The organism is Bradyrhizobium sp. ORS 278, from assembly GCF_000026145.1.
Taxonomy (GTDB): domain Bacteria; phylum Pseudomonadota; class Alphaproteobacteria; order Rhizobiales; family Xanthobacteraceae; genus Bradyrhizobium.
Window position 1 is genome coordinate 620,930 of sequence record NC_009445.1, and the last position, 12,274, is coordinate 633,203.

A 12,274-nucleotide genomic window follows, 5' to 3' on the forward strand; every position below is an offset into this window, starting at 1 on the left:
AGAGTCATCGTGACGAAAGCACCAACGCGCCGCGACACTCTGTGCGGAGCTGGAACCTGCCGGCTATCTGCTCGCGACGTTGCCGGGCAATGCGTAGGCGCGGACATAGTCACCGAGCTTGGTGCCGAACGAACCGTGGCCGCCATCGACGGTGACGACATACTGCCTGCCGCCGGCTTCGTACGTCATCGGCGTCGACTGGCCGCCGGCCGGCAGGCGGTCCTGCCAGAGCAGCCGGCCATCCTTGACGTCGAAGGCGCGGATGTAGTCGTCCATCGTGCCGGTGAGGAAGGCGACGCCGCCCGCGGTCACCATCGGGCCGCCGAGCATCGGCACGCCCAGCTTGAACGGCAGTGGCACGGGGGCCTGGTCGCGAATGGTGCCGACGCGGTGCTGCCAGACGATCTGGTTGGTCTTGAGATCGATGGCGGCGAGGCTGCCCCAGGGCGGGGCCATGCAGGGGATTCCGAGCGGTGACAGGAAGATGCCGAGATCGACGCCATAGGGCGTGCCGTACATCGGCTGCACGCCGAGCTCGGTGCCCGGCGGATGCGCGGAGTTCGGCGCCGCCGGATTGTCCTTGCCGCGCGGCACCAGCCGCGACACGAACGGGATCGATTGCGGATTGGCGATCGCGATCTTCCTGACGGGATCGATCGCGATGCCGCCCCATTCGAACATGCCGAAATCGCCGGGATAGACCAGCGTGCCCTGCTCGGAGGGCGGCGTGAACGGGCCCTCGTAGCGCAGCCGCTTGAACTTGATACGGCAGGCGAGCTGATCGAACATCGTCGCGCCCCACATCTGCGCGCCTGTCAGCTGGTTGCGCGGACGGAAGCTCAGCTCGGAGAATGGCTGAGTCGGTGACAGATGATCGCCGGGCGCCGCACCTTGCGGCACAGGCTTTTCGGGCGCGGGGACCAGCAGGTGCCCGTCGCGGCGGTCGAGCACGAAGATGTTGCCGGTCTTGGCCGGCACATAGATCGCCGGCACCACGCCGTCTTGGCCTGGCATGTCGACCAGACTCGGCTGCGACGGCATGTCCATGTCCCAGAGATCGTGATGCACGTTCTGGAACGACCAGCGCAATTTGCCGGTGGCGATGTCGAGCGCGACCAGCGCGGAATCATAGCGCTCGTTGTCGGCCGAGCGGTTGCCGGCCCAGATGTCCGGCGAGCTCGAGCCAAGCGGGATGTAGACCAGGCCGAGCGCCTCGTCGGCCGCGCCGACGCTCCAGCCGTTCGGCGAGCCCGGCGTGAAATGATGCGTCGCCGACGGCATCTCGTTCGGATCGGGATTGCCGGGATCGAACGCCCATAACAGCTTGCCCGAGTAGACGTCGAAGCCGCGGATCGCGCCCGACGGCACCTTGTTGGAGTAGTTGTCGATCACGGCGCCGGCCATGATCAGCACCTTGTCGGTGACAACGGGCGGCGAGGTCCCCTCGTAGAAGCCGACCGTGGTGATCTCGTTGCCGGCCTTCAGATCGATCTGGCCGTGATCGCCAAAGCCGTCGCACGGCTTGCCGCTGTCGGCGTCGAGCGCGAACAGCCGTCCGTCGTCGGTCGGCAGGAAGATGCGCCTGGCGCATTCGCCCGGAGCCGCGGCGCCCGACACGTCGACTGCGCCGGGCTTGGTCTCGTGATACGCGACGCCGCGGCAGGTCATGTGCTGGAAATTCTTGTGGTGCTCGATCTTCGGATCGAACGTCCAGCGCTGCTTGCCCGTGGCCGCATCGAGCGCGAACACGATCTGGTGCGGCGAGCAGGTGTAGAGCAGATCGCCGATCTTCAGCGGCGTCACCTCATTGGTGAACTCGTCGGGATCGTCGGGCCCCTTGCGGTCGCCGGTCTGGAATTCCCAGGCGAGTTGCAGGTTCTTCACATTATTGGCGGTGATCTGCTTCAGGCTCGAGAAGCGCGTGCCGAAATTGCTGGCGCCATACGCGGTCCAGTCGGCCTGCGCTTCCGCGGGCCCGGGATCGGTGCCGGCGGTGGCAGCCGCGGCCTGCGGCAGCGCGCCGTTGACGCCGAAGCGGTCGCCGCGCAGGGAGGCGCCGAGCACGACCACCGCGACGGCGAGCACGGCGAGAAGGCCCCAGCGCGCCGAGCGCATGTCACCGGCCAGATGCGCGGTGATGAACGGCAGCAGCAGCCAGACGCCGAGCGGTGCCAGCACGTCGCCGCGTGGCGCCAGCGACCAGAAGTCCAGCCCGACCTCCCAGACCGCCCAGATCATCGTGCCCAGCAGCAGTGCCGCGTAGAGCCATAGCGCGGAAGCGCGCCGCTGCCACAGCAGCCACGCCGTGCCGAGCAGTGCCGCACCGGCAATCACGTAGTACAGCGAGCCGCCGATCGCGGCGAGCCAGAAGCCGCCGGCGAGCAGTGCGACGCCCATCAGTCCGACGATGACGGCCGTGAAGGTCAGCAGCGGCGCGCGCTGCAGATGGCGGGCTGCGGCCATTGCGCGGCTCCAGGCTGATGAGAACGAAACGCGGCGCGACGCCGCAGTCGCGTCATGAACGGCGGGCCGCGGCGGAAGTTCCTTGCCTCATGGTGAGGAGCGCCGCGCCCGCTCGCCCATGATCGTGAAGGCTGCCAGCGTGCGGCGCGTCTCGACCCATGAGGCCCTCGGCCGCCTCGGAACGCGTCGTCGCGGTGCTCCGTTGCCGCGCCGCCTCCCGCCGCAGCCCCGTCACACGCGCTTTTGTGAACCCTCCGGGCCAGAACGGGTTGCTGCTCCATGACGGAATTAATACGATCGAATGTCAGTCACATGAAAATTGGAGTGCCGGATGCGTGCGCAGTCGCGAGCCCTGTCGAACCCGGTCGCCCTGTGGTGGGCGATGCTGACCCTCGTCAGCCTCGCCAATATCGCGTTCTGGTTCATCCTGTACCGCCAGCTGCACGGCGGCAGCGTCGCCGTCAGCTGGTCGTCGGAGACCGGCCAGATGCTGGCGCTGTCGGCGGCCTATGTGTTCGGCTGCGCCTTCCGCTCGGTGCTGCCGCGCGCCGACGTGCAGCGCATCTGCCTGGTCGACAGCTGGCTGTCGAGCGTGTTCGTCGGCCGCTCGGTCGCGACCATCGCCGAGATCGCCTTCGCCGCGCAATGGGCGATCATCCTGGCGCAGCTCGGCGCGATCTCCGACGCCGAAACCGCGGTCAACATGGCGCGCCTGATCGTGCCGATCATCGTCGTCGCCGAGATCTGCTCCTGGTACGCGGTCGTCACCAAGAACTTTCTCTACAACGCGATCGAGAACTCGCTGTGGGCGGTCGCCTTCCTGCTCGTGGGCATCGGCCTCGGCCGTCTGCTGCCGGAGTTCGACGGCCTGGTACGCGGGCTTCTGGTCGCCGGCCTCGTCGGCATCGCCTGCTATCTCGCCTTCCTCGTCGTCGTCGACGTGCCGATGTATGTGAAGCGCTGGCGCATCGAGCGCGCCGCCGGTAAGCCGCTGCTGCATCCGCTGGTGGGCTTGCGCGATTCCGCCACGCAGTGGACCGTCACCCACGAGTTCGAGCATTGGAAGGAGGAGATCGCCTGGATGTCGCTGTATTTCAGCGCCGCCGTCTGGGGCTCGCTGGCGCTGTGCGCATTGTCGGCGATGAACGCGCATGTGCCGCAGAACCGCACCCAGGCCTCCGTGACACCGCCTGCGATCGTGCAAACGCGCTGAGCGAGAGCTCACATCGAGGAGACGAAAAAGAACCCGCGGTGCGCGCACCGCGGGTTCTTCCTTTTCCAAGCCTCAGCCATGCAGCGTGAAGTGATGCGAATCGTCGATGTGGGCGACGTGGCTGAAATCGTGGTGCGGAGCGTCGTGCGCGCCGCCGGCGTGACCGATGTCGAAGTGCGGCGGCACGATGCCGGTGTTGCCGGCGTGGCCGTGATCGCCAACTCCGTGGTCGCCAAGCCCGTGGTCGCCAAACCCGTCGGCGATGATCGGGTGGTGCGACGAGCCGTCGCCATGCAACGGACCGCCCAGGCCGAGGCCGGATCCGTGGCCGTCATGGCCGTCGCTGGCCTGGTGGATCGCCTGCGCGATCTGGTCCCAGAACCCGCCCTGATGACCGTGGCTGCCCTCGTGGCCGCCGCCGATCAGGTCGCCGGCGAGCTTGAACAGATCGCCGAGCGCCGCACCGGCATTGCCGTGGCTGAGATCGCTGGCCAGCGCGCCGAGATCGTGGCCGACCGCATTGGCCTGATGACCGACGGCGTGCGTCAGGTCGCTGGCGACCTCGGTCAAGCCGGAGATGCCCGCGCTGACCGCGTGATTGAGGCCGCTGGTGACGCCCGAGCCGAGGGTGTCGGCGGCATGGGCGGCGTCGGAGATGACGTGGCCGAGCGGCCCGCCGACCAGGTGACCCGCGTTCGACACCGCATCAGTGATGACGCCGAGGGCGCCGTGGCCGAGCGAGGTGCCGACATCGAGCCCGCCCTTCGCCACATCGCCCGCGAGGTGGATGCCGTCGGCGCCGAGATGCGCGGCGGTGTCGACGATGGTGCCGGCCACGCCGAGCGCGCCGTGGCCGATCGCGCCGGCCGCTTCGAGCCCGGCATGGCCGAGACCGAGGGCGCCGTGAACCGCATCGCCCGCCGTGGCGATCAAGCCATGCGCCAAGTCGCCGCCGACATGCACGCCACCATTGACGATGTCGCTGCCGATATGACCGATGTCGCCGGCCACGCCGCCGAGATCGCCGTGCACGAGATGGTTGAGGCCGGAGGCGACGTCGCCGACCACATGCGCGCCAGTGCTGGCGATGTCGCCGGCCACATGACCCGCGGTCGACACGACGTCCTGGACCCCGTGAATGATGCTGCCGCCGACCGCCGCGCCGGCATGCTCCACAGCGTTCACGACGCCGCCGACGGTGTGAATGACCTCACCGCCGAGATGGCCGACGCCATGCGCCACATCGCTCACGGCATGTCCGACATCGCTGACCACATGCCCGACGGTGTGGGCCGCGCTCGCCGCGGCGTCGCCCACCGTATGCGTCACCTTGCCGATGGTGTGGATGACCGAATTTCCGAGATGGCTGACCTCGTGCGCGGCGCCGCTTGCCGCATGCTCCACGGTGTGCACCACGCTCGAGGCGGCGCTGCCGACCGCGTGGCCGACGTCCGATGCCACATGCGCGACGCCCTTTGCGACCGACCCCAGCGCGTGCCCGATATCGCCGAAAATGCTCATTGTTGTTCTCCCTCGGATGGGTCACCTCACCGCGGGTGACGGGAGCGTTGTCGCAGAACGGGCGGCTGCGCTCTGTGAGCCGTGTCACGCAGCCGGACTCGACACGAATACCCCGCCGCGCGGTCCGCGGCAGGGTATCGCTGCTGTCGTCGCTGGAGCGCGCGGCCTCAGCCGTGCATCGCGAAGTGATGCCCCTCGTCCATCTGAACGATGTGGCTGTAGTCGACATGCGGGGCGTCGTGCGCGCCGCCGGCATGGCCGATGTCGAAATTCGGCGGCACGATGCCCGTGTTGCCGGGGTGGCCGTGGTCGCCGAAACTGTCGACGATGATCGGGTTGTGCGACGAGCCCTCGCCGTGCAGCGGGCCGAAGCCGAACCCGGAGCCGAATCCAGCGCCTTGGACGCCCTGGGCGTTTTCGCCGGCATGGCTGACCGCCGAGGCGATCGAGTCCCAGAACCCGCCATGGCCGCCGCCCTCGGACGGACCCTGGGCGATGGCGAGGCCGTCGCCGCGCAGGCCATCCTGCGCCAGCTTGAAGATGTCGCCGATCGCAGCGCCGAGATTGCCGTGGCTGAGATCGTTGACCAGCGAGCCGAGATCGTGGCCGATCGCGTCGAGCTGGTGGCCGATCGTGCCGGTCAGGTCGCCGGCCGTCTGCGCCAGCCCGCTGACGCCTTCGCCCAGGAGGTGGCCGACGCCGTTGACCACGCCGGTGCCGACCGCATCGACGCCATGCGCGATGCCGGAGACGGCCTCACCGATCGGACCGCCGATCAGGTGGCCCGCGGCGGACGCGGTGTCGGTCGCCACACCGATGGCGCCGTCGGCAACCGCCACGCCGGCCTCGAAGCCGCCCTTCACCACAGCGCCGGCAGCGTCGAGTGCATCCGCGCCGACATCGGCCGCGGTGCCGACGATGGTGCCGGCCATGTCGAGCGCGCCGTGACCGATCGCGCCGGCCGCTTCCAGCCCGGCCTCGCCGAGCCCGACCGCCGTATGCACCGCATCCCCGGCGACGTTGATCGCACCATGCGCCACGTCTCCGGCGACGTGCAGCCCGCCATCGACGATATCGCCGCCGATATGCTGGACGTCGTTGACCACGCCGTTGAGGTCGCCGTGCACGAGATGGCCGAAGCCCGAGGCGACGTCGCCGGCGACGTTGATGCCGGTGTGGATGACGTCGCTGCCGACATGCACCACGGTCGAGGCGACGTCCCCGACGGCGTGAAGCACGCCGCTGCCGATCGCCTCGGCCCCGTGCTCGACCGCGCCGAGCACGCCACCTATGGTGTGAAAGGCCTCGCCGCCGAGCGCGCCGATGCCATGCACCACGCTGCCGACCGCATGCGCCGCGTCGCCCGCGACATGCTCCACCGTGTCGACCACGGCCGAAGCCGCGCCGCCGACCGCACCCGCCACATCCTTCGCGGCGTCCTTCACGTCATCGACGGCGGAACTGACTGCATCTCCGATGTCATCCCAAAAGCTCATGATCTGCTCCTCTCGGTTGCGTCACCTCGCCTCGGGTGACGGCGCCGTTGTCGCAGATCTCAGCCACGTGCTCCGTGCGCGGCGTCACGCATGCTATCTAGGCGAGCTTGAGCACGTACGAGTCCCGCGGCCTGCCCGTCGGGCGACTCGGCCGCGCGTGTCGTTCAAGTTCGCGCTTGTATCTTCGCCGCGCAACTCATCACTCGGCCTGTGCCGGCGAACTCATTTCGTTTGTCGGTTCAAGCTGATTTGGCCTGTCCAGTCCCATCAGCAAAGATATTCCCCTTCTCTTTTAACGAATTTCGTTATTTCATCATGCTGTCCCGCCTCATCGACGAGGGGCGCTGCGCGGTCGTCACGAAGCGTGGAGTGCGGGATGTGGTGGGCGGGCCGGTTTGCAGCGTGAGCGATCGCGCCGACGAACAACACCGGCCCGTACGGTCAAGTCGCGTGGTCCTGGCCTCCCGAAGCTGAGGTCAAGTCTGCGGTGATGCGCGAAGGCGCGTCCCGCGGATGACGGTGGCCAACACGCCCGGCGCACCGGGGAGATCGCGAAGCAGCCGTGAAAACCATCGCGCAGGGAGGGCCGGGTCGATCCGGCTGGACCTGTGGTACCTCCCGCCTGCATTTTTTTGGCAGGCGGGCCACGGGCCTCAGCCGAGGCCCGGCCCTCCCTGCACCCTTGGTTTGGAGAGGGTGAGAACAATGCATGACTCGGACGCCAAGCGGCGCCGCGAGACGCGATCAATCATGTCTGCGCGTCTCCCGCAACAAGTTGGGTGTCATCACCCGCGCAGGCGGGTGATCCAGTACGCCTCGGCAGTGATGATGGACCGCGCTGGCGGAGGAATACTGGATCGCCCTGCGCGGGCGATGACAGTGGGGGCGATCGCAACCGCTGGGGAAGAACAATGAGCCGGGCCGTCAGTTTCGGCGTCGTCCCGGACAAGCCGTGACGCGCAAGGCGCGTCGCGGCGCTGATCCGGGACCCATACGTCGCGGCGGTTGGATGAGGCACGCCGGAGCATCCAGCTCGCGCGCCGGGTTCCGCCGGTGGTTATGGATCCCGGCGTTCGCCGGGATGACACCGAGTGGTTTGCGGCCGATGTGGACTCATCGACAAAATGCGGTTGGACAAAGTGCGGTCGGACGCGAGCTAGCAAATCAAGCAATCCGCGACGGCAAGCCGCGCAGTGTCCCGCTCGCCGCCTACTTGAACCCGGCGAACCGGCTGTCGAACGAGTTCGACTGCAGCACCGGCGCGGCGCCGGAGACCAGGGCGGCCTGGGTCTGCGCCGGAGCCGAGGACGTCGTCGCCGGCGCGTCGCCGGTCGCGGGCTTGAACGGCGGCCGGGCGGCAGCCTGCTTGGTCTCGGCCGGCTTGGCAGCAACCGGCTTCGGCGCCGGCTTCGCCTCGGCGGGCTTCGCCTCCGCCGTCTTGCTCTCGGCCGGCTTCGCGGTCGCCGTGGTTTCGGCATTGCCGCCCAGGCCGACCTTGCGGGCGAGGCTCGACATGAAGCTCGGCTTCTCCGGCGCGCTGACAGCGGCGACGCGGGTCGACGGCGCGGTCGTCACCGGAGCTTCCGGGGCACTCGCCGGCATCGCCGCGACCTCGTCGGCGCCCGGTGCGCGCGGCGGGTTGACGTGACCGGGGATGGTGCCCGGCGCGGGCTGGAAGTTGGCGAACGACAGGCCCGGCGCCTCGCCGGCGTCGGACAGGCCGGTGGAGGCGCCCGGCACGCGGTTGGCGAAGATCGGGTTCATGCCGCCGTCGATGCCGGTGTTGAGCTTGGCCACCGGCGTGCCCTTGGCGACCAGCTTGGCGTATTCGGCCTCGTCCGCCTGCTGCTTCTCGCGCACTGCCGAGGCGATCTCGTCCGGCACCACATAGGCCGGGCACTTGGCGGCGGCGTCGAACACCGGGTCGCGGGTCGCGCCAGGCGGCTTCTGAGCATTGAAGACGTATTTCTTCTCGCAGAAGTCGACCTTCGGCTCCTGCCGGGTCACCTCGAAGGCGTCGTAACCTTCCTTGATCATGCGCCAGAACGGCATGTTCGGGTTGTTGCGGTGGCGCGCCATGTTCACCGGCGTCATCCGGAACGGATAGGCCTGGAACTGGAAGGCGCGCTGGCCGCCGAAGAACGACTCGCGTCCCAGCGCATAGATCTCGGCGATCTGCTCGTCGGTCATCGCGAAGCAGCCGCGCGACGAGCAGTCGCCATGCACCATCAGCTGCGAGCCGGTGCGGCCCAGCGCCTTGTCGAACGCGTTCGGATAGCCGGTGTTGAACGACAGATAATACGCCGATTGCGGGTTCATCTGGCTCGGATTGATCGAGTAGAAGCCCTCCGGCGCCTGGCGGTCGCCCTCACGCACCTTCGGGCCGAGATCGCCGGACCAGCGGCAGATCGGATAGGTCTTGAGCAGCGCGAACTTGCCGGAGCGATCCTGCTTCCAGACCTCGAGCTCGGCCTCCTGCTTGAACACGCGCACCAGGATCGGCGACTGCGTGTCCATGTCCTTCTCGGCGATAGCCGCCACGAGCTTGGGCGGGACGGGCTGGTTGGCCTTGGCACTGGTGGCGAGCGCGACCTGGTCGCTGTTGCAACCGGTCAGCAGCGCGCCGGCGGCCAACGCCGCCGAGGTCATCAGGACCCGGACGAAAGCGCGGTTGATCAAAGCGAAGCTCCCCGCAATCCCAGCATGCCGCGACACCCCACTCTTGTCTTAGTCCATCGACCGGGAAGCTGGACAGATCCCAGGTCGATCGCGCGTCATGCTCACGTCAAACCAATGATTAAAATTGTATACTTTGGCCCTGGGAGCCGCAACCCGCGCCAAAGCGGAGCTGCGGCGCGGTGGCCGTCTTGGTCAACAAGTCCTAAACACCAGACCTTGCCGGCACGGCCGAAATGCGGCCAAACGGCTGGAAAGACTCACAAATCCGCGAGTGACCAGAGCCGGCCGGGAGATCTCGGCGGCTCAGCTCAGCTTGCGGCCGATCTCGATGAACTTCTGCCGGCGCTGCTTGCGGATGGCGGCGGCATCGAGGCCCTTCAGTTCGTCGAAAGCCTGGGCGATGGCGTCGCCGGTCGCCGCGATCATCGCGGCGGGATCGCGGTGGGCGCCGCCGACCGGCTCCTTGAGGATGGTGTCGACCACGCCGAAGCGCAGCATGTCCTGCGCGGTGATCTTCATGCTGTTGGCGGCTTCCTGCGCCTTGGTGCCATCGCGCCAGAGGATCGAGGAGGCGGCTTCCGGCGAGATCACGCTGTAGATCGCGTGCTCCAGCATCAGGACCTTGTTGGCGGTGGTCAGCGCGATGGCGCCGCCCGACATGCCCTCGCCGGTGATGATCGCGACGTTGGGCACGCCGAGCGCCAGGCAGGCGTCGGTGGAGCGGGCAATCGCCTCGGCCTGGCCGCGCTCCTCGGCCCCGATGCCGGGATAGGCGCCGGCGGAATCGACCAGCGAGAGCACGGGGAGGCCGAAGCGCTCGGCCATCTCCATCAGCCGGACGGCCTTGCGGTAGCCTTCGGGGCGGGCCATGCCGAAATTATGCTTGAGGCGGGATTCGGTGGTGGCGCCCTTTTCCTGTCCCATCACGCAGATCGGCTCGCCGCGGAAACGGCCGAAGCCGCCGAGCAAAGCGGCGTCCTCGCCGAACTTGCGGTCGCCGGCCAGCGGCGTGAACTCGGTGATCAGCGCATTGACGAAGTCAGTGAAGTGCGGCCGCTGCGGGTGGCGCGCGACCATCGTCTTCTGCCACGGCGTCAGATTGGCGTAGAGGTCGGCCAGCGCCTGGCCGGCCTTCTCCTCGATCCGGCTGACCTCCTCGCCGATATCGGTGCCGGAGGCGGCCATCGCCCGGAGTTCATCGACCTTGGAATCGAGCTCGGCAACTGGCTTTTCGAAATCGAGGTAGCTGCGCATGGGATCCGGCATGGAGGAGCTGAAGGAAGAGCGCGGGAAAAGAAAATCGGTTCGGCCTTTGCACCTGAAGATGAGGTACTTCAGGAGCTTAAGGCACGATCGGTGCCCGGCCTCCAGGCATCGCGCCGGGATCGCGGGCAGGATGGCGCTCTTTCAGCGCAGACGGGCGCGAAGTCAAGCGGGCCGCGCGTCAGACCCGCGGATTTGGTTGCGGGAAGGTATGGGGCGCGCTCAGGTCTCGGCCAGGGGGTGCAGGTCGCGCACGAGGCTCTTCAGCCGCTCCTCGACCACGTGAGTGTAGATCTGGGTGGTCGAGATATCGGTGTGGCCGAGCAGGGTCTGCACGATGCGCAGGTCGGCGCCATTGTGCAGCAAATGGCTGGCAAAGGCGTGGCGCAGCACGTGCGGCGACACCAGCCGCGCCGGCAGGCCGCTCGCCGCCGCGAGCTCCTTGAGGTCGCGGGCGAAGTGCTGCCGGGTCAAATGCCCGCTCTCGCCGAACGAGGGAAACAGCCATTTGCCGAAGGTGGCGCTGGCCTTCGCGTGCGGCTTCTGCCTGTCCAGCATCGCCAGATAGTCGGCCATGGCCTGGCGCGAGGCTTGATTGAGCGGCACCAGCCGCTCCTTGTTGCCCTTGCCTCGCACCACGATCATGCGGGCATCGTTACGCGCCGCCGTGCGCGGCAGCGCCACCAGCTCGGAGACGCGCAGGCCGGTGGCGTAGAGTACCTCGAGCAGGCAATACAGCCTGAGCGCGCGGAGCCGCTGCGACAGCGAGGCGTCGGCGACTTCCGAGAGCTCCTTGGCCTTGGTCAGCATGCGGTCGACGTCGCCGATCGAGAGCACTTTCGGCAGAGCGCGGCCGCGCTTCGGGCCGGACAGGATGGCGGCGGGATCGTCGCTGCGGATGCGCTCGCTCAACAGGAAGCGGAACAGGTGCCGCATCGCCGACAGCCGCCGCGCCACGCTGGAGGACTTGAAACCCCTGAGATCGAGATTCGCCAGATAGTCCCGCAGCGCCTGCGTGTCGGCCGCGGCGAAGCCGTTGCCTTTGCGGGTGAGAAATTCGGAGAGATCGATGAGATCGCGGCGATAGGCGTCGAGCGTGTTCTGGCCGGCGCCCTGCTCGGCAGCCATCATGTCCAGGAACAGGCTCATCAGCCGGTCGTCGGAAGCCTTGACCTTCATGTGGTGAAATCCGCTGAGACCCGGGCGATCGAATCAGGACGAGAAGCTTGCGCCGGTGTGTCGAGCGGTGACGGCAAATCTGGCCGACATCGCGGCGCCCGGCTGTTTCAGACAACCGCAAAAGTCTTAATCAATGCCCTGTGGCTTTTCGGTTCGCCACAGCCGCGCCGGCTACTTCTTCTGGAACTTGTCCGGCGGGATCGAGACCGTCATCTCGCGCGGCTTCGGATTGACGAAATTGGCCAGCGCGTAGATCGCGCCATAGACCACGCCGACGATCACGGCGATCACGGTCAGGAAGCGGAACAGGCTGGGCATCGGGGTCGCGCAGGCCACCAGGGAGAAACGGGTTTCATCCAACATGTTCGCACCCGGCTGGCAAGCCCGGCGCGACCAGCCCGTTGCCCTATGGTCATTTGCCTTGCTCCGTCATTCCGGGGCGGCGCGCGCAGCGCGACGA

8 protein-coding genes are annotated in these 12,274 nt (G+C 67.8%); 1 reads left to right on the forward strand and 7 read right to left on the reverse strand.

All coding sequences use genetic code 11. The annotated features are described in order from the left end of the window. Positions 1 to 63: 63 nt before the first annotated feature. Entirely contained in the window at positions 64 to 2,463 is a 2,400-nt protein-coding gene (locus BRADO_RS02825; RefSeq protein ID WP_011923804.1) for a membrane-bound PQQ-dependent dehydrogenase, glucose/quinate/shikimate family, read from the reverse strand. A 331-nt stretch (positions 2,464 to 2,794) separates the two neighbouring features. Here BRADO_RS02825 and BRADO_RS02830 point away from each other — a divergent pair, with 331 nt between their 5' ends. After that, complete coding sequence (locus tag BRADO_RS02830) at positions 2,795 to 3,676, forward strand: hypothetical protein (protein WP_041756040.1); 882 nt, start codon at positions 2,795 to 2,797, stop codon at positions 3,674 to 3,676. 72 nt (positions 3,677 to 3,748) lie between these two features. Here the strand turns inward: BRADO_RS02830 and BRADO_RS02835 are convergent, their stop codons facing one another. The 6 genes from BRADO_RS02835 to BRADO_RS02860 form a co-directional block, all read right to left on the reverse strand. Continuing rightward, positions 3,749 to 5,197 (reverse strand): hypothetical protein, encoded by a 1,449-nt coding sequence (locus BRADO_RS02835; RefSeq protein WP_011923806.1) that lies wholly within the window; start codon positions 5,195 to 5,197, stop codon positions 3,749 to 3,751. 167 nt (positions 5,198 to 5,364) lie between these two features. Further along, the gene (locus BRADO_RS02840) at positions 5,365 to 6,693 is read right to left on the reverse strand and encodes a hypothetical protein (protein ID WP_011923807.1); all 1,329 of its coding nucleotides are present in this window, start codon (positions 6,691 to 6,693) and stop codon (positions 5,365 to 5,367) included. Positions 6,694 to 7,902: 1,209 nt separating this feature from the next. Then, positions 7,903 to 9,372: a murein L,D-transpeptidase family protein gene (locus tag BRADO_RS02845; RefSeq protein WP_041756041.1), complete on the reverse strand. Its 1,470-nt coding sequence runs from the start codon at positions 9,370 to 9,372 to the stop codon at positions 7,903 to 7,905. A 303-nt stretch (positions 9,373 to 9,675) separates the two neighbouring features. After that, positions 9,676 to 10,638, reverse strand: a complete 963-nt coding sequence (locus BRADO_RS02850; protein WP_011923809.1) for an acetyl-CoA carboxylase carboxyltransferase subunit alpha — start codon at positions 10,636 to 10,638, stop codon at positions 9,676 to 9,678. Between the two features lie 219 nt (positions 10,639 to 10,857). After that, complete coding sequence (locus BRADO_RS02855) at positions 10,858 to 11,814, reverse strand: site-specific tyrosine recombinase (protein WP_041756042.1); 957 nt, start codon at positions 11,812 to 11,814, stop codon at positions 10,858 to 10,860. 171 nt (positions 11,815 to 11,985) lie between these two features. Next, on the reverse strand, positions 11,986 to 12,132 hold the full coding sequence (locus BRADO_RS02860) for a hypothetical protein (RefSeq protein WP_008966351.1): 147 nt from the start codon (positions 12,130 to 12,132) through the stop codon (positions 11,986 to 11,988). Between the last annotated feature and the right edge of the window lie 142 nt (positions 12,133 to 12,274).